Source organism: Eggerthella guodeyinii, from assembly GCF_009834925.2.
Taxonomy (GTDB): Bacteria; Actinomycetota; Coriobacteriia; order Coriobacteriales; family Eggerthellaceae; genus Eggerthella; species Eggerthella guodeyinii.
In genome coordinates, this window is record NZ_CP063310.1 from 1,456,632 (window position 1) to 1,473,279 (window position 16,648).

The window sequence follows — 16,648 nt, forward strand, 5'->3', positions numbered from 1 at the left end:
TTGTTGGAGATAGGGGCGGCCGCATCCGCAGCGCTACACTTTCAGCTGCGCGGTACGCTCCGCGCAGCGTGCGCAGGGGTGCACGTTTCGTACGGTGGGAGGCCCGCCGCGCCCTCGTTCCCGCGTTGCGGGAAGGCGCGGCAGACTTCGCATCATCGACAGAGAGGGGCGACCGTGTCCGGTTCCCAGAAAACGCTGAAAATCATCTCCATCATCCTGATCGTCTGGGCTATCATCGTCATCCTGCTGGGTGCGTTCATGGCGGCAGGGTCGGCGGTGCCCGGGATGTCCGCCGAATCCATCGACATGGGCTCCGGCCCCATGAGCATGTCGAGCGCGGCGCTCGCCTTCGGCGTCGGCACCATCATCGGCGGCGTGATCAACCTGATCATCGGCCTGCTGGGCCTGCGCGGCGCCAAGAACCCGCACAAGATCGGGCTGTTCTTCGTGCTGTGCATCATCGGCCTCGTGCTGGGCATCGTCGGCATCGTCATGAACATCATGCAGGGCGCGTTCCAGTGGACGTCGCTCGTGAGCATCGTCATCATCGCGGTGTGCACCTTCCTGGCGCATTCCATCAAGAAGCAGGCGTAGGCCAAGCCGAAGCCGCACGGCGGTTGAGATCGAGCCGGAGCCGCACGGCTTGGCTCGGTTCGGAGGCTCCCCGGATACGATCCGGGGAGCCTCTTTTTTCGCGCGGGGCGGCGGCTCGGGCCGCGGGCGATCGGTGCCGCGATGCCCGCTCCCTCGCCCGCTCCGCCTCGCGCCCTCATCCCCATCCCATCCCCGCCCCTCTGCGCGCCGCGCGACCCGTTTTCGGCGCGCCTGGAGTATACTGATGCCCGCACGACGTGGGAAGGCGAGCGAAGGAGCGGGCGATGTTGGCGGTGCTGTGCGTGGGAATGGGAGGCTTCATCGGGTCGGTGGGCCGCTATCTTTTGGGCCTCGTGCCGGTCGAGGGCGACTTTCCGCTCATGACGTTCATCATCAACTTCGCGGGCGCGGTGCTCATCGGCGCGGTGTTCGAGGCCGCCACGGTGTGGCCCGGCATGTCCGACAACGCCGTGCTGTTCCTCAAGACGGGCGTGTGCGGCGGCTTCACCACGTTCTCGGCGTTCTCGCTCGAAACGCTCACGCTGCTGGAGCGCGGCAAGTACGCCACGGGCGCGCTGTACGCCTGCGGCAGCGTCCTCGTGTGCCTCGCCGGCGTCGCGCTCGGGCGGCTCATGGTGCGCGGCGTGCGCGCGGCGCTCACGGGCTCGGCTGAGGCGTAGGCGCGGACTCCCTCCGATCGCGATCGCGCCGCTTCTCCCGCCTAGCTCGCGCGGGTGGCGTTGCTCGGGTCGATCGACATGCTTTGGAACCGCTCTTCCATGTACTGGTTGTCGAAGTGGTCGGCGAAGAACTGGGCCACGGCCGTCTCGGGCGGGTTGCCCGCCTCGCGCTGGTACCAGCAGTCGAGCGACAGCAGCGTCATGCCGCCGTCGACGATCATGAGCACGGCGCACACGGTGGTCACCGCGTAGCGCCAGTTCCACGGGATGAGGTTCACCAGCTTGAGCATCCACGGCAGCAGGAGCTTGATCCACACCACGCCCAGCACGCCCCACATGGCCATGAACATGCCGTTCGTGCGCCCGTCGATGGACAGGAACGTGCCCGTGTAGTCCCAGGCCACGATGCCGAAGGCGAACTGCATGAACCAGCTGGTGAGGTACTCGAACGCGCCTCCGATGACGGCGCTCACCAGGAAGATGAGGATGACGTTCTTGTCGTGGAAGCGGTTGAGCGCCACGGTCATGAGCACGGCGCCGAAGCCGTAGATGGGCGAGAACGGCCCGAACAGCAGGCCCGCGCGATCCTGGTAGTGGCCCGGGTTCACCACGAGGAAGTGGTACGCCGTCTCGATCATGAGCCCCAGCACGCAGCACACGACGAAGATCCAGAACAGGTTGAAGAAGTTGAGCGCGATGAAGCCCTTGCCGGTCTCGTCGCGGCCGAGCGTGCCGTCCTCGGCAGCCTCGCGCGTCTCCATGTCGCGCAGCTTGCGCTGCAGCTCGCGCTCGTCGGCCAGCGACGGGTCCACGTAGCTCGACAGGGCGATGAGCACGACGAGCACCACGCCGTAGGGGATGAGGTCGGGCGTGAGGCCGGAGAGCATCATGTCGCAGAGGATGACCAGGATGAGGATGACGATCATGACCTCGGCGATCTGCGCCGTGCGGCGGCGCTTGTCGCGCAGCAGGCGGATGCCGAGGATGACGAACATGGTGGCCAGCACCGTCATGAGCACGGCGTCGGCGATGAAGATGACGAGCGTGGCCGTGGACAGCTCGCCGGTGATCATGCCCTGCTGGAACGCGATGACCATCCCGACGATGAGCAGCACGAGCACCGGCACGATGGCCGCGCCGCTGACGATGCACAGGATGCCGAACACCTTGAGCGGCAGGGGGATCTTGCGATGGGTCGGGGGCGTGCTCTCGTCGAGGTCGAGGGTGCCCTCGACGCGGTCGTGCTTGCTCATGCGGTGGTCTCCTCGTTGGCGCTTCGTACGGTCGCCCACCAGTATAGCGGAAGAGCGGAAGCGTACGGCGGCGACTGCGACGAAGGGCGCTAGGTGGCGCGGGGCTCGTCGGGGGCGATCTCCTCGACGAACCAGCGGGGGCCTTCGTAGAAGAGGTACTTCTCGTGGCCGTTCACCGACACGAGGTAGCGGACGCCCGTGCCGCCCACGCGCTGCGACGCGCGCCGGATGGCCTCGTGCACGCGGTCGACGGCGAACGTGCGCCCGTCGCGCCACACGATGGCGAGCGGCGTGAGGCGCCCGTCCACGTCGATGCGCGCCGTCACTTCCACGTATGTCTTCCGAAAGGCCATGACCGCAGCAAACCATGCGGGCGGGCGGCGCGCCAGAGGCCGCTCCGAGTTGTAGCGCAAGGGATGGCGGTGCGTTAGGGAAGGGGCGCCCGGCACGCGCCGAGCGCCCCTTCCGCGTCCTACTCGATGTCGTTCAGCTTGACGCCGGCGTACTCGTGCGCCGTGAACAGCAGCACGATGCCGGCCACGAGGCAGATGCCCATCATGTAGTACGCGGGCATGAGGCCGTTGCCCGTGGCGTCGATGAGCGCGGTGGCCACCATCGAGGCCGTGCCGCCGAACACCACGTAGGCGATGTTCGAGCCGAGCGCCGCGCCGGTGTAGCGCACCTCGGTGGGGAACATCTCGGCCTGGTAGCAGGCGATGTTCGCGTCGTTGAACGACAGCGTCACGCACATGATGAGCTCGGCCGCGATGACGATGGGCAGCTGGGCCGTCCCCAGCATCATGAACGCGGGGATGCTGAGCACGATGAACGCCGCGCACGAGCCCAGCAGCATCTTCTTGCGGCCCACGATGTCCGACACCTTCCCGGCTCCGAAGATGATGAAGATGTACGTGACCAGCGCGATGTCGGTGGCCAGCTGCGCCGCCGAGGCCTCCATCGACGTGTAGCTGGTCAGGTACGTGGGCAGGTAGGTGAGCACGAGGTAGAAGCCCACCGAGTTCACCATGGTGGCCGCGATGCTGGCCACGAGGCGCTTCTTGTACTTCTTGAACACGAGGCGCGTGGGGTGCGGCGCCTCCTTGGCCGGGTCGGCCGCCGAGGTCATCTCCTGGTAGGTGGGCGAGTCCTCGAGCTTCGTGCGGATGTAGTGCGCCACGAGCCCGAGGGGGCCGGCCAGCAGAAACGGGATGCGCCAGCCCCAGGAGACCACGTCGGCCTCGGGCAGCAGCAGCTTGATGACGAGCGCCGCGGTGGAGCCCGCCAGCAGGCCGGCCGCGGTGGACGCGGGCACGAGCGAGCAGTACTTGCCGCGGTGGTTCGCCGGCGCGTACTCGGCCAGGAACACCGCCGCGCCCGAGTACTCCCCGGCCGCCGAGAACCCCTGGATGCTGCGCAGGCACAGCAGCAGGATGGGGGACAGCAGGCCCACCGTCTCGTACGACGGCAGGCAGCCGATGAGGAACGCTGCGCCCGTCATCATGAAGATGGACAGCGACAGCGACCACTTGCGCCCCTTCTTGTCGCCCATGCTGCCCCAGAACGCGGCTCCCAACGGGCGGAACACGAACGACAGCGCGAACACCGCGAACGCGAGCAGCGTGGAGTTCACCTCCGACTCGGGGAAGAACACGATGCCGATGGTGATGGCGAAGTACGTGTAGGTGGCGTAGTCGAACCATTCGATGAAGTTGCCCAAAAACGACGAGGCGGCCACCTTGAACGGCACCTTCGGCATCGGCCGGGCCGTTTCGGCGCTCATCGCGATCCCTCCGCCGTCGGCTCGTCGGCGACGGGACCGTCGAGGGCGTCGGGCCCCTCGTGCCGCGCGCGCCAGGCTTCCTCGGCGTCGCGCGCGTCCTTCTCCTCGTGCCACCGCCGCAGCTGCTCGGCCGCGAGCGACCCCGCGGGGAACGGCTCGGCCATGCCGCGCTCAACCAGCTGCTCGTCGTGCTTGACCCACTTGAAGAACTGGATGCCCATCAGCAGCACGACGATGCTGAACGGGATGCCGCCGGCGATGGTGGCGAACTGGATGGTGTTGAGGAAGTCCTGGCCGGCCGTCACCATGAACAGCACGGCGAGCGCTGTGATGCACAGCGCCAGCACCACCTTGAACCCGCGGCTCTGGCGCGCGGCGGGCGACACGAAGTTCGACAGCGCCATGACGCCGGAGTCCACCGAGGTCACGATGTAGCCCCCGATGAGGATGGTGGCCACGACGGTCAGCACGCCGCCGACCACGGGGATGCTGTCGATGGTGAGGAACAGGCCCATCGAGGAGTCGGCCGTGGTCTGCGCCACGATGCCGGGGTCGGACATCGCCGCCCACACGCCGGTGCCGCCCACCACGCACGTCCACGCGATGCAGACGGCCGCGGGCACGAACACCACGCCGCCCACGAACTCGCGCAGCGTGCGGCCGCGGGAGATGGTGGACACGAAGCCCGCCGTGAACGTGGCGAACGCGAAGCACCAGCAGAAGATGAAGAACGACCAGAACGCCTGCCAGGAGTCGCCGTACGAGGCGATGCCCGCGGCGAGGTTCGTCGCCTCGGTGAACCCGCTCATCAGCATGAACTGGTCGACGAACACGCTGAGCGACTCGGGCAGCACGCCGAGGATGTACAGCGTCGGGCCGAAGATGAACACGGCCGCCACGAACACGATGGAGATGATCGCGTTCGCGTTCGAGATGTTCTTGATGCCCTTCACCACGCCGAACCACACCGACATGGTGGCGATGGCGCCGAACAGGATGACGAACGCCACCTGCAGGGCCTGCCCGGTCTGGATGTTGAAGATCTGCTGGATGCCGGTGTTGAACTGGTAGGACGCCAGCCCCAGCGACGTGGTCAGGCCGAAGATGGTGGCGATGACCACGAGGATCTCCACGACGATGCCGACGGGCCGCTTCGCGCGGGCGGGGAACAGGTCCTCCACCGTGCCGCGGAACGTGGTGTCCTTGTGCATGTTGTAGCGCGCGTAGGACATGAACAGCGACACGATGGCGTAGATGGCCCACGCCGGGATGGCCCAGTGGAAGTACGTCCACGCAAGCGCCGTGTCGCCGGCGAACAGGGGATCGGGAGCGTTGAACGGCGTCCCGCCGTACATCATGATGGGCTCGGCCACGGCCCAGAACACGAGGCCCACGCCCTGCCCGGTGGCGAACAGCATCGCGAACCAGGAGAAGTACGAGAACGCGGGCTTGGCGTCCTTGCCGCCCAGCCTGATCGTGCCGAGCTTCGTCACCGCCACGAGCACGCACACGGCGAAGCACAAAAACGCGCACAGCACGATCCACCAGCTGCAGTACTGCGTGACGAACGTGCGCAGCGCGCCCACCGCGTTGATGAACGTGTCGGCGCTGACCAGCGCGATGCCCAGCACGACGGCCACGATGGCCACGGACACGGCGCGGATGACGTAGTCGTGCTTGACCGTGCGGCCGAGGCGCGCGGCCTGCGCCTCCTTCGGCTCGGGGTCCACCTCGCCCGACTCGTCCTCCACCTCCATGGGGTGGACGTGCCTGCGCGCGTCGTCGTCCGAACTCTTAGACCTCATGGTAGTCTCCCTCGCCGGAGAACTCGTGCTTGACGGCTTCCACCATGTGCTTCACCGCCACGTTGCGCAGGATGGCCCCCTTCTCGCGCGACGATTCCACGGGCGAGGACAGGCAGCCCGAAGGCGGCGTGTAGCCGGGGACGATGGGCAGCACGTCGTAGTTCGGCAGCTCGGCGGGCAGGCCGTCGTACAGCGCGTCGCCCGTCTTGTCCATGTCGACGAGGTCGGGGTGGAACAGCAGCATGAGCGACGTCTCCATGACGCCGGCGTGCTCGAGGTCCCAGCCGGTGAAGCCGTCGGGGTAGAGGGCCTCGATGGTCTCCTCGTCGACGAAGTCCCAGTACGACAGCAGCTGGATCTTCACGTCGTCGATGCCGCTCTCGCGCGCCTTCTCCAGCGCCAGCTCGGCGCCTTCGAAGATGAACTGGTAGTTCTCGTAGTGGCCGTTCATGAGCACGATCTTGCGCGCGCCGTGCAGGATGAGGCCGAACACGACGTCCTTCGCCAGCGCGATGAGCGTCGTGCCGGACAGCGACGTGGTGCCCGTGAGGTGGAAGCCGCCGCCCGAGCGCTGCTGGGAGCGGTAGCCGTAGTTGATGGGCGCGGCCACGATGCCCTCGAGCGCGCCGTCCGTGTCGGCGACGAGCGCCTCGGCCGTGGCTCCGGCCATCGCCTTGGTCAGCGCGGCGTCCACGCACATGGCCATGTGCGAGCCGTGCTGCTCGAGCGCGCCGACGGGGATGAACACCACGGCGTCCTTCGCCAGCTTCTCGCGGTAGGTGAACGCGTCCATTTCCTCCATGTACACAGTGGGTTTCATAAGGGGTCCCTCCTTGAATGGGAAGGCGCCCGCCGCACGCGGCGGGCGCCGTGTCGGGTCAGCGCTTGGATCAGTAGTCTTCGAGCAGGTCCACCTGGGCCTTGCTCGCGCGCAGGATGAAGTTGCGCCGGGCCTGGGCGCCGCCCTGGGCCAGCTTGCGTAGGATGACGCGCTTGAGGCGCGGGTAGTCGTTCATGCCGTACCAGGCGACGGCCGTGCCGCCGACGTAGGCCTCCACGATGCTGTGCACCGGGACGTTCGCGTCGCGCTTCGCGTCGAGCGCCAGGTACTCGCCGATCTCGGCCGCGCACAGGTCGCGGATGACCTCGGCGCTGATCTCCAGGTCGTGCGCCAGCTGGTTCAGCTGGTAGTCGACCTCGGCCTCGTCGGCATGCGGGAAGTAGGTGACGTCGTAGGTGACCGCGCCGGCGTTGGCGGCGCGCGCGAACTGCAGCATCGCATCGAGCGACAGCATCTGCACGTGGTCCTCGGTGCGCTCGGCGATGTCGAGCTCGGCCGGGAAGCCGGGCAGGCCCTGCGCGGCGAACGCGGCTTGCAGCTCGTCGGCGTTCTTGGCGGCCTCGAGCTCCACCTCGGTGGCGATATGGGTCAGGTTGGATGTGATCTTCATGGTTCGCACCCTCCTCGGGTCGGTGGCGTGTGGGCTAGCTCAGCGATTCCTTGGCCGATTCCTCGTCGATGTGCGCTTCAAGGGTCTCCCGGATCTCGGCCTCCTTCAGCACCTTGTCGCCCTCCTTGGCCGCGGCCTTCGTGGAGAAGAAGATCTGCGAGACGCCGCCGAGGATGATGAGGGCGCCGCCGACCAGCTGCAGCGGGGTGAGGATCTCGCCGAACATGAAGAAGCCGAGGACGGACGCCATGATGGTCTCCTGGTAGGAGATGGCGGCCAGCTCGCCGGCCTTGAGCATCTTGGTGGCATAGGCCAGCAGGTGGAAGGCGATGAAGCCGGTGATCAGCGCGGCGGCGATCCACACGAGCCAGGACGTGGCGTCCATGGTGAAGATGTTCCACGGGGCCGTCATGATCTGCCCGGCCGCGTCGACCTGCTGCACGCCGTTGACCTTCACCGTGTACTTGAGGCCGCCCGACAGGAAGCTGTCCACGGCCATGAGGCCGAGGATGGTGACGGAGGCGAACAGGAAGTTCCACCAGGAGCGCACGTTCGAGTCGCAGTCCTGGCGGTAGCGGCCGACGAACAGGTACAGGCCGTAGGCCACGCCGGACAAGAGGCCGATCATGTTGCCGAACATCCATTTCGGGTCGAGGTCGAGCGTGAGGCCCGTCGGCGTGATGATGCCCACGATGAACAGCATGCCGACGACCACGGCGGCGATGCAGAGGATGCCCTTGACGTTGATCTTCTCCTTGAGGAAGATGGCGGCCAGGATGGTGGAGTAGATGGGGCCGGTGTAGATGAGGAACGACGCGTTCGCGAGCGTCGTGTACTGCGTCGAGATGACGTAGAGGCCCGACAGCAGGCCCAGGAAGATGCCCGAGAACACCATCGCGGGCGAGAGCTTCGTGCTGCGCACCTTCTTGAAGTTGCCGCGCGCGAACACGACGAAGATGACGGTGAGCGCGATGAAGCCGATGAGGTTGCGGCCGAACGAGATGAAGTCGCCCGGTGCGTTGATGTAGCGTCCGAATGCTCCGATGCCGCCCATCGCGGACGACGAGAGGAACATAAAGATGAAGCCCTTGAGCTTGTATTTCGCTTGCTCGTTCATGTATCCCTCCTTGAGCGGCGTCGTGTCGTCCGGGTCCTGGATACACGTCAACCCTTATAGGTCCGGGCTTGCGGACGTGCTCGAGGGTGCAACGAATCACGCGGGCGCTGCGGCGCCGCATGGGTGTTGAAGTATCGTATAGGGAAAGGCTGCCCGACTCCCGGAAAACCTCGAACAAGGAGTGCCGCTCGCGCGTCAGGACGGGGCTCTCCGGGGCCGGATCTCGAACGGTGTCGCCTGCGCGCGGTGTCCCCTGGCGCGCAGGCGCTCACGGTTGAGGGCGAACTAGTCGTTCCACATCTCGGGATGGATGAGGGTCGGGTCGGCGACGCGGTTCGGGAAGTAGTCGAGGCACTCGCCCTCGCGGAACACGTCGGCCGTGGAGCAGTGCAGGCCGCCGCCGAAGGGGTAGGCGTCGCGCAGGTCGCAGGGGATGACGTTCATGCCGAGCTTGTCCATCTGCTCCTGCTGGTGCACCTCGGAGGCCTCCACGATGACGGTCTTCGGGTCGAGGACCAGGCAGTTCATGGACAGCCAGACGGAGCTGTAGCACAGCGCCGGCGGCTCGGTGTGGGCCGGCTGGGCGGCGTCGACGATCTGCCAGTCGTTGGCCTCGAAGATCGCGCGCTGCTCCTCGGGCAGGTGGCGCTGCGGGTTGTTGATGATCAGGCCCGGGCGCAGCGGCACGAAGGTCGCGTCGATGTGGATCGGGTAGGGGTCGCCGGGGAAGTTCACGGCGTGGACGCGCAGCTCGGGGTAGTAGCGCTGGAACCACTCCATGGCGGTGCGGTTGGTGGTCAGGCCGTGCTGGATGAACAGGTCCTTGCCCATGCGCATCACGTCGGCGGCGTCCCACATCGGCTCGACCTCGGTCGTGACGAAGTCCTTGTTGGCCGTGCGGACCAGGCGGTCCTCAAGGGAGATCTTCTCGTCGTAGTAGTTGTGCTTGTAGGAGGCGTCCGTCAAGCGGGGGCGGGGGGCCTGGGTCCACTTGAACTCGGGGTCCTCGTCGAAGTACTGCTTCATGAGCGGCCAGTAGGCCAGGTACTCGAAGTAGCGGCAGCGGAAGGAGTTGGCCGACGCCATGATCTCGTTGCCGATGGTGAGCAGGATGTCGCGGGGCGGCATGCAGGTCATCATGGAGTCGTTGCGGAAGTCCGGCGTGCCGATGGCCTGGTTCCACTGCAAAGGCGTCGGGCGGTCGACGACCACGCCGCGGTCCTCGAGGATCTTCACGAGGTTGTCGAGGCACTCGTTGCCGCGCTCGACGGTGGCCGTCGGGCGGGGGCCCCACATGCCGCGCATCTCGGAGTCGACGGGCACCTTCTCGGAGGTCGCGGGCTCCTCGGGCGGGATCATCGAGTAGTCGCAGCGGCCCACGATCACGCGCTTCAGCGGGTCCCAGTCGTTCCAAGAGCTGACTATCTTCGCCATGACAGTCTCCTTTCTCCGGCAACGCTCCCTGCGCTGCCTATTGAGGATTGCAGGGTGGATTGTCCACCTCTCCATAAACGCATTTTGATGTGCGGTAACGGTGGATTCAAAGGTCGCACGCGGGGAGGTGTCGCCCTCGGTTTGCACAGCGTGGCGCTCGCGTCCGCGCGGCGTGACATTTGGCTCAAAGTGTCTTTTTTCGCGTTACCTTCGATGGAAAACGTCACGTGCATGTTGGTGGGCGGCGGCGGTATGTTTTCATGGAGAGGTCGCGTCAAGGCGTTCGTGCCACGCGAGCGCCGATTCTGAGAGAAAGGGGTTCGCATGCTGCCGAATTTAGCGCGTGGGGAAGACGTGTTCGACTCGCCGGAGTTGAGGACGAAGATGAGGATTCTCCACGCCGTGGACAAGTCCCTCGACCGCATCACCATCGCCGAGATATGCGAGAACGCCGGCATATCGCGCCAGACGTTCTACCGCCACTTCGAGAGCAAGTACGACATTCCCTGGTGGCATTCCATCTTCTGCCGGCAATTCTACCTCAACGAGATCGGGCGCACCATCGACTGGAAGACGGGGTACTACCATCACCTGCGGCTCATCTCGCAGGAGCGCGATTTCTACCGCAAGTCCATCCAGTACAGCATCAACACGCCGTTCGGCCAGACGGTGATGCCCGAGAACCGCAAGACCGTGCTGCTCGACACGCTGGAGAACTACCGCCACGTGACGGTCAACGACAACATGCGCTTCATCGTGGAGGTGTTCTCGAAGCTGGAATGCGAGGTGCTGAACGACTGGTTCCGCTCGGATGCGCCCACCGATCTCGCGCGCTGGACCGACGATCTCGTGAGCCTCGTGCCCGATCGCCTGTACCGCGCGCTGAGGATCGACGAGCCGGGCGCCTAGGGGAGGCGGGGAAGCGGAGGGGCCGGGGCGGTGCCGAAGGCTGGGGGCGCGGCGGCCGCGCCATGGCCGTCGCCGGGGATTGCCGCTTTGCGAATCGCGCGCGATGTCGTACAATACGCACGCGCGCGTTTCAAGCGCACGCCAGTGTGGCGCAATGGTAGCGCAACAGTTTTGTAAACTGTGGGTTGCAGGTTCGAGTCCTGTCACTGGCTCCACGGAACACCAGGCCGGACGCATGACGCGCCCGGCCTTTCTCGTTGTTCGGCGAACATGCCCTTTCCTTTATTGAAACCCGGGTTGAAGCGGTATACTCATCTGAGGTAATGCACAGGGGGTGCGGCGGGAATGCGCGCTTCGACAGGCGAGAGGAATGCGATGAATCCGCTGTTCGACGAGGCAAAAGCGTTCGTGCTCGACACGATCCGCCGGTTCTACGCGGCGGGAGAGGGCATCGAGCAGGTGGTGGAGCGCTTCACCGACGACTTCTCGTGGGTCGGCGCCGGCGAGGTGGAGTTCTCGGCGGATGCCGAGGAGGCGTTCGCCTACTTCCGCGAACGGGCGCCGCTCGCCCCGCGTTGCGACGTGTCCGAGGAGGAGCTGCATCTCGTGAACGTCGCGGAGCGCACGTGCACCGTCATGGGCCGCTATCGCGTGCGGACGTGCGCGGAGTCGGGGCTCGTGCTGGAGGAGCGGCAGCGGTGCACCTACGAGCTCGTGGACGACGGGGGCGTGCTCAAGATACGCCACGTGCACGCGTCGAACCCCTACCAGGCCATGAAGGACGAGCGCTACTTCCCGTTCGAGGGCGGCATGCAGAACTACGAGTACCTGCAGCAGCTCGTGCGCGAGAAGACGGCCACCATCGACCTGCTCACCGACAACATCATGGGCGGCCTCAAGATGAGCGAGGACGACGAGGCCTACACGCTGTCCTATATCAACGAGGGCCTGGCGCGCATGCTGGGCTACACCGTCGAGGAGCTCGAGGAGATGAGCGGCGGCACCGCGCGGGGCATGGTGTACGGGCCCGACCTCGAGCAGGCGCTCGCCGACGTGGACCGCTGCTTCGCGCAGGGGCCCACCTACGAGACGGAGTACCGCGTGCGCCGCAAGGACGGCTCGCTGGCGTGGGTGCTCGATTCGGGCCGCAAGGTGCGAACCGCGGACGGGACGGTGAAGATCGGCAGCGTGCTCATGGACATCACGTCGCGCAAGGAGGCCGAGATCGCGCTGGCCATGGAGCAGGAGCGCTACCGCATCGCGCTGCGGAGCGTCACCGACGTGCTGTTCGAGTACGACATCGAGCGGGACGTGCTCGTGGAGTACGAGCGCATGCCCGGCGCGGGGGAGAACGCGCTGCCGGAAGAGCGGCGCTTCGAACGCTACACCGGGATGCTGGGCGACGGCGCGCGCATGCACCTCGACGACTACGCGCGGCTGGTCGAGGCGCTGCAGTGCGAGGAGTCGGTGACGATGGACGTGCGCCGCCGGTTCGAGGGCGAGCCCGAGGGAACCTGGCGGTGGACGCGGATGCACGCGATGGTCCTGTACGATCGCGCCGGCGCGGCCGTGCGCACCATCGGCAGCTGGAAGGACGTCACCGACGAGCGCCGCCAGCTCGAGGACCTCGCCGACCAGGCGCGCCGCGACCCGCTCACCGGGTTGCTCAACCAGGGCGCCACCTCCGAGCTCATCGAGCCGCTGCTGCGCGCGAGCGCCGCGCGCCGCGCGGGCGCGCTGCTCGTCGTGGACGTCGACGACTTCAAGGGCGTGAACGACACGTTCGGGCACCTCGCGGGCGACGACCTGCTCGTGAGCGTCGCGCGCGGGCTCGAAGCGGCGCTTGCGGACGACGACGCCGTCATCGCGCGCATCGGCGGCGACGAGTTCGTCGCGTTCCTGCCGCATGCCGACCGCGCGCAGGCGCGCGAGGCCGCGCTGCGGGTGAGCCGGCGTGCGCGCGTGGGAAGCGCGGCGTGCGCGCAGGTGACGATCAGCGTGGGCGCGGCGATGGCGGGCGCGGACGGCGCGACGTACGAGGCGCTGTTCGGGGCGGCCGACCGCGCGCTGTACGGGGCGAAGCGCGCGGGCAAGAACCGCGTCAGCTTCGCGGGCGAAGCGCGCTCGTAAACGCGGCGCGGTCGTCGGGGCTCACCTTGAGCGCGCGCACGAGGCGCGGTTTGCCGAAGGCGCCGCGCACCTCGAGGGGCCGCTCCAGCTCGATCCAGCACGCCTGTCCGCCCATGGCGGCGAGGTCGAGGCGCTCCCGTTTCGGGACGGCGGGCTCGTCGGCGCCCACGCGCGCGATCAGGCTCAGCGGCACGCGCTCGCAGACGAGCATGCCCCAGCGCGCCACGAGCTCGGCGTCGCCGACGAGCAGCGGGTTCAGCACGACGGCGCGGGTTTCGGCCACCATCCAGACGACCGTGTAGACCGACAGCGCCGTGAGCGTGCACGCCGCGGCCACGCTGAACCGCGCCACCATCATATGCACGGCGAACGTCTCCACGGCCATGAGCCCGATCAGGACGCCGACCACCGCGACGTAGCCGCTCTGCCGATGCGACGTGAACGCCCGGTAGCCTGACGGCACGCGCGGGGCGCAACGCCACGAGGCCGCGGCGTAGTACCACATGGCAAGCTCGAGGCCCGCCATGCGCGCGGCGCGCTCGTTGCGCACGAGTACGCAAAACGCCCCCGCGAACCAGTCGAGCGGGTTGTCCGAGGAGGCCCGCGCGGCGCGGTAGCCGCGGACGAAGCGCCGGATCTCGCGCACGGCCACGGCCGCCTCGACGGCGAGGGTCGCGACGCCCAGCAGCGGCAGGATCGAGGGCTGCTCCGGAACCGCGAGCTGCAGCGAGACGAGGCCGCCCAGCCAGATGACCGGCAGCACGAGCAGCGGCGAGAGCTGCGCGCGGCGCACCACGAGCAGGTAGAACGCCGCGGGCACGCACACCATGAGGTCGAACGGTAGGGCGAAGTTGGACGCGTAGGAGAGGCCGTCGGCCGGCACGGCGGCCACGCAGGCGAGGTCGATGCCGTACAGCAGCAGGCAGGCGAGCAGCGCGAGCGCCAGGCGCGGGGGCGCGCGGTGGGCGCGCGGAGAGGGCGCGTTTGCGGACATGGGGGTCATGAGGGCCTCCTGACGGGCGTGCGGCGGTTTGCGTTTCTATGGTAAACCATGACGCTGCGTCGGGGTCAATGCGGTGCATCGCTTGCTGCAGGCTTTTTCTTCGCCTTTAACGAATCTTTAAGAACCGGGCGCATCCTGGGTTCGAAGGATCGAGAAAGGAAAGCGCAATGGGATGCATATTGGAGACGAACGCGCTCACGAAGACGTTCAAAGGGCAGGCGGCGGTCGATCGTGTGTCGCTGCACGTGCCGGAGGGCGCGGTGTACGGGCTGTTGGGCCCGAACGGGGCGGGGAAGTCGACGCTGCTCAAGATGGTGTGCGGCATGCTGCGCCCCACGTCGGGCAGCATCGCGTTCGCGGGACGGCCGTGGACGCGCGCCGACCTCGACGGCATCGGCGCGCTCATCGAGACGCCGCCGCTCTACGACAACCTCACCGCGCGCGAGAACCTGCGCGTGCGCACGACGCTGCTCGGCGTGCCCGAGAGCCGCATCGACGAGGCGCTGGCCACGGTGGACCTCGTCGGCACGGGCTCGAAGCGGGCGGGGCAGTTCTCGCTCGGCATGAAGCAGCGCCTCGGGATCGCGCTCGCGCTCGTGGGCAACCCGCGGCTGCTCATCCTCGACGAGCCGACGAACGGCCTGGACCCGGTGGGCATCCAGGAGCTGCGCGCGCTCATCAGGTCGTTCCCGGAGCGCGGCATCACCGTGGTGCTGTCGAGCCACATCCTGGGCGAGGTGGAGCACGTGGCCGACCTCGTGGGCATCATCGTGGAAGGGCGGCTGGCCTACGAGGCGCCGCTCGACGCGGGCGTCGACCTGGAGCGCCTGTTCATGGACGTGTGCAGGGGAAGGGCGGTGGCATGATGGGGGCCGGAGCCCGATCGTTTCCGACCGCGTTCAAGGCGGAGGTGCTCAAGGGGCGCCGCGCCGCCCCGCGCAAGGTGGCGCTCATCGCGCCGCTGCCGTTCTGCGCGCTGGGCGTGCTGTCCTCCGGCGTGATCCCGGGCACGGGCGCCGTCGGCGGCATCGCGACGTGCTTGTGGAACTACTGGTACGCGCTCATGATGCCGGTGGCCATCGCGCTGATCTGCGCGTCCATCGCGAACCTCGACGCGCGGCAGAAGCTGCGCCCGGTGTTGGGGCTGCCGCTGCCGCCGGCGCGCACGTGGTGGGCCAAGGTGGCCTACGCGCTCGCGCTCGTGCTGGGCGCGAACCTCGTCGTGCTCGCGTGCTCGACGGTGCTCACGGCGCTCGGCGCCGAGGGGCCGAGCTTCGCCGAGGGGCTGGCCGCGGCGGCGCTGCTGACGATCGCCAGCTCGTGGATGGTTCCCGCCGCGCTCGCGCTGACCCTGCGCTTCGGCACGCTCGCCGGCATTGCGATTCCGGCTTTGGTGCAGGTGGGCGTGGGCGTCGCCCTGTGGACGTCGGACTCGTGGTTCGCGTTTCCCCCGGCCACGACGCTGTGCGCGGTGGCGCCGCTGCTGGGCGTGGCGCCCTCGGGCGTGCCGCTCGAGGCGGGAGACGCGTTCGGCGCGTTCGGCGGGGACTCCGTGCTCGGCCTCGCGCTGGCTGTCGCCCTGTTCGCCGCGCTCGCCATCGTCGGGGCGGCGTGGTTCTCAAAGCGCGAGGCCGCATGATGGCGCGGGTGACGTTCGCGCACGCGCTGCGCTCGGAAGCGGTACGGTTGCGCCGCTCGCCGATCGTGTGGCTCCACGCGGTGCTGGCGACGGTCCTCGGCGGGCTCGCGGGCGCGTACTTCGCGTTCTCGTCCTGGGACTCGCTCATGGGGACCGACGCGTTCTTCCAGCTGCTCGGCGCCGGCGCGCCGCTGCTGGCGGGCATCGCGTGCGGGCTGGCGGCCGACGCGGAGCAGCGTGCGGGCGAAGGGGCGAACCTGCTGGGCGTGTCGTCGCGGCGCGCTGCGCTCGCGGCGAAGCTCGCGGCGCTGCTGGCGCTCGGCCTCGCGGCGGCGGCGTGGGCGGCGGTGCTGTTCTGCACGGCTCTGGCGCTTGCGGGGCGGGCGCTGCCGGAGTTTCCGGCCCTCGCGCTGGCCGTATTGGGCATCGCGCTGGGAAGCGCGTGCTCGTACGCGATCTTCCTGCTCGTGGCGCTGAAATGGGGACGCAACGCGTCCATCGGCCTGGGCGCGCTCGGGTTCATCGCCGCCATGGCGCTGCTCGGCGGGCTGGCGAACGGGCTGGTGACGGGAACGCTGTCGGGCGCGCTGGGCGTCGGCTTGGCCGCGGTCGTGCCGTTCGCCTGGCCGTCCCGCCTGGCGACGCTCCCCCTCGAGGCGTCCATCGCCTCGGGGTTGGGCGCGGCCGCGCAAGCGTCTGCGCTCGCGTCGGCCTGGACGGCGGTGGCGCTCGTGTGCGTCGTCGCGACGGCCGTGGTGCTGGCCGTAACGCTGGCCTGCGCGAACCGCTTCGAAGGCCGCCGCGGCGGGGAATGAGGCGACGGCAAGGGGCGGGGCGGCGGGACGGGGTTGCC

16 protein-coding genes and 1 tRNA gene are annotated in these 16,648 nt (G+C 68.0%); 8 read left to right on the top strand and 9 right to left on the bottom strand.

All coding sequences use genetic code 11. The features are described from left to right. The first annotated feature begins 174 nt into the window (after positions 1-174). Together GS424_RS05905 and crcB are read left to right on the top strand one after the other, a co-directional pair. The gene (locus GS424_RS05905; RefSeq protein ID WP_160943003.1) at positions 175-594 is read left to right on the top strand and encodes a hypothetical protein; all 420 of its coding nucleotides are present in this window, start codon (positions 175-177) and stop codon (positions 592-594) included. A gap of 284 nt (positions 595-878) precedes the next feature. Beyond that, entirely contained in the window at positions 879-1,274 is a 396-nt protein-coding gene (crcB, locus tag GS424_RS05910) for a fluoride efflux transporter CrcB (RefSeq protein ID WP_160943002.1), read from the top strand. A 41-nt stretch (positions 1,275-1,315) separates the two neighbouring features. Here crcB and GS424_RS05915 read toward each other — a convergent pair whose 3' ends face one another. The 8 genes from GS424_RS05915 to GS424_RS05950 all read right to left on the bottom strand — a co-directional run bounded on the left by GS424_RS05915 (position 1,316) and on the right by GS424_RS05950 (position 10,114). After that, a complete protein-coding gene (locus GS424_RS05915) occupies positions 1,316-2,527 on the bottom strand; it encodes a putative ABC transporter permease (protein WP_160943001.1) in 1,212 nt (403 codons plus the stop codon). Positions 2,528-2,616: 89 nt separating this feature from the next. Continuing rightward, a complete protein-coding gene (locus GS424_RS05920; protein WP_160943028.1) occupies positions 2,617-2,859 on the bottom strand; it encodes a hypothetical protein in 243 nt (80 codons plus the stop codon). Between the two features lie 140 nt (positions 2,860-2,999). Then, complete coding sequence (locus GS424_RS05925) at positions 3,000-4,307, bottom strand: MFS transporter (RefSeq protein ID WP_160943000.1); 1,308 nt, start codon at positions 4,305-4,307, stop codon at positions 3,000-3,002. Further along, positions 4,304-6,112, bottom strand: a complete 1,809-nt coding sequence (locus GS424_RS05930) for a BCCT family transporter (protein WP_160942999.1) — start codon at positions 6,110-6,112, stop codon at positions 4,304-4,306. Before GS424_RS05930 ends, GS424_RS05925 begins: the two co-directional genes overlap by 4 nt. Beyond that, a complete protein-coding gene (locus tag GS424_RS05935) occupies positions 6,102-6,932 on the bottom strand; it encodes a creatininase (protein WP_160942998.1) in 831 nt (276 codons plus the stop codon). Before GS424_RS05935 ends, GS424_RS05930 begins: the two co-directional genes overlap by 11 nt. A 70-nt stretch (positions 6,933-7,002) precedes the next feature. After that, positions 7,003-7,563, bottom strand: a complete 561-nt coding sequence (locus tag GS424_RS05940) for a hypothetical protein (RefSeq protein ID WP_160942997.1) — start codon at positions 7,561-7,563, stop codon at positions 7,003-7,005. Between the two features lie 34 nt (positions 7,564-7,597). Beyond that, positions 7,598-8,680 carry a DMT family transporter gene (locus GS424_RS05945; protein WP_160942996.1) on the bottom strand — a complete coding sequence of 361 codons (1,083 nt, stop codon included), beginning with the start codon at positions 8,678-8,680 and terminating at the stop codon, positions 7,598-7,600. A 285-nt stretch (positions 8,681-8,965) separates the two neighbouring features. Then, positions 8,966-10,114 (bottom strand): serine/threonine protein kinase, encoded by a 1,149-nt coding sequence (locus tag GS424_RS05950; protein ID WP_160943707.1) that lies wholly within the window; start codon positions 10,112-10,114, stop codon positions 8,966-8,968. 324 nt (positions 10,115-10,438) lie between these two features. Here GS424_RS05950 and GS424_RS05955 point away from each other — a divergent pair, with 324 nt between their 5' ends. The 3 genes from GS424_RS05955 to GS424_RS05965 all read left to right on the top strand — a co-directional run bounded on the left by GS424_RS05955 (position 10,439) and on the right by GS424_RS05965 (position 13,153). Next, positions 10,439-11,023: a TetR/AcrR family transcriptional regulator gene (locus GS424_RS05955; RefSeq protein ID WP_160943162.1), complete on the top strand. Its 585-nt coding sequence runs from the start codon at positions 10,439-10,441 to the stop codon at positions 11,021-11,023. A 140-nt stretch (positions 11,024-11,163) separates the two neighbouring features. Next, a tRNA-Thr gene (locus GS424_RS05960) sits at positions 11,164-11,238 on the top strand. Positions 11,239-11,398: 160 nt separating this feature from the next. Beyond that, positions 11,399-13,153: a sensor domain-containing diguanylate cyclase gene (locus GS424_RS05965; protein WP_160943163.1), complete on the top strand. Its 1,755-nt coding sequence runs from the start codon at positions 11,399-11,401 to the stop codon at positions 13,151-13,153. On the opposite strand, the gene GS424_RS05970 is transcribed toward GS424_RS05965, so the two are convergent. Beyond that, complete coding sequence (locus GS424_RS05970; protein ID WP_160943164.1) at positions 13,125-14,156, bottom strand: hypothetical protein; 1,032 nt, start codon at positions 14,154-14,156, stop codon at positions 13,125-13,127. The genes GS424_RS05965 and GS424_RS05970 overlap by 29 nt on opposite strands. Positions 14,157-14,323: 167 nt before the next feature. On the opposite strand from GS424_RS05970, the gene GS424_RS05975 reads away from it, so the two are divergent. The 3 genes from GS424_RS05975 to GS424_RS05985 are packed head-to-tail and all read left to right on the top strand — an operon-like array spanning position 14,324 to position 16,610. Next, the gene (locus tag GS424_RS05975) at positions 14,324-15,022 is read left to right on the top strand and encodes a lantibiotic protection ABC transporter ATP-binding protein (protein WP_160943165.1); all 699 of its coding nucleotides are present in this window, start codon (positions 14,324-14,326) and stop codon (positions 15,020-15,022) included. Continuing rightward, positions 15,019-15,795, top strand: a complete 777-nt coding sequence (locus GS424_RS05980) for a lantibiotic immunity ABC transporter MutE/EpiE family permease subunit (RefSeq protein ID WP_160943166.1) — start codon at positions 15,019-15,021, stop codon at positions 15,793-15,795. The genes GS424_RS05975 and GS424_RS05980 overlap by 4 nt, the downstream gene beginning before the upstream one ends. After that, complete coding sequence (locus tag GS424_RS05985; protein ID WP_244977687.1) at positions 15,792-16,610, top strand: ABC transporter permease; 819 nt, start codon at positions 15,792-15,794, stop codon at positions 16,608-16,610. Before GS424_RS05980 ends, GS424_RS05985 begins: the two co-directional genes overlap by 4 nt. Positions 16,611-16,648: the final 38 nt, after the last annotated feature.

Bases quoted from the DNA above. Each gene is read 5' to 3' on its own strand.
- crcB (WP_160943002.1), top strand. From the start codon at position 879: ATGTTGGCGGTGCTGTGCGTGGGAATGGGAGGCTTCATCGGGTCGGTG.
- GS424_RS05915 (WP_160943001.1), bottom strand. From the start codon at position 2,527: ATGAGCAAGCACGACCGCGTCGAGGGCACCCTCGACCTCGACGAGAGC.
- GS424_RS05925 (WP_160943000.1), bottom strand. From the start codon at position 4,307: ATGAGCGCCGAAACGGCCCGGCCGATGCCGAAGGTGCCGTTCAAGGTG.
- GS424_RS05930 (WP_160942999.1), bottom strand. From the start codon at position 6,112: ATGAGGTCTAAGAGTTCGGACGACGACGCGCGCAGGCACGTCCACCCC.
- GS424_RS05935 (WP_160942998.1), bottom strand. From the start codon at position 6,932: ATGAAACCCACTGTGTACATGGAGGAAATGGACGCGTTCACCTACCGC.
- GS424_RS05940 (WP_160942997.1), bottom strand. From the start codon at position 7,563: ATGAAGATCACATCCAACCTGACCCATATCGCCACCGAGGTGGAGCTC.
- GS424_RS05945 (WP_160942996.1), bottom strand. From the start codon at position 8,680: ATGAACGAGCAAGCGAAATACAAGCTCAAGGGCTTCATCTTTATGTTC.
- GS424_RS05950 (WP_160943707.1), bottom strand. From the start codon at position 10,114: ATGGCGAAGATAGTCAGCTCTTGGAACGACTGGGACCCGCTGAAGCGC.
- GS424_RS05955 (WP_160943162.1), top strand. From the start codon at position 10,439: ATGCTGCCGAATTTAGCGCGTGGGGAAGACGTGTTCGACTCGCCGGAG.
- GS424_RS05965 (WP_160943163.1), top strand. From the start codon at position 11,399: ATGAATCCGCTGTTCGACGAGGCAAAAGCGTTCGTGCTCGACACGATC.
- GS424_RS05970 (WP_160943164.1), bottom strand. From the start codon at position 14,156: ATGACCCCCATGTCCGCAAACGCGCCCTCTCCGCGCGCCCACCGCGCG.
- GS424_RS05975 (WP_160943165.1), top strand. From the start codon at position 14,324: ATGGGATGCATATTGGAGACGAACGCGCTCACGAAGACGTTCAAAGGG.
- GS424_RS05980 (WP_160943166.1), top strand. From the start codon at position 15,019: ATGATGGGGGCCGGAGCCCGATCGTTTCCGACCGCGTTCAAGGCGGAG.
- GS424_RS05985 (WP_244977687.1), top strand. From the start codon at position 15,792: ATGATGGCGCGGGTGACGTTCGCGCACGCGCTGCGCTCGGAAGCGGTA.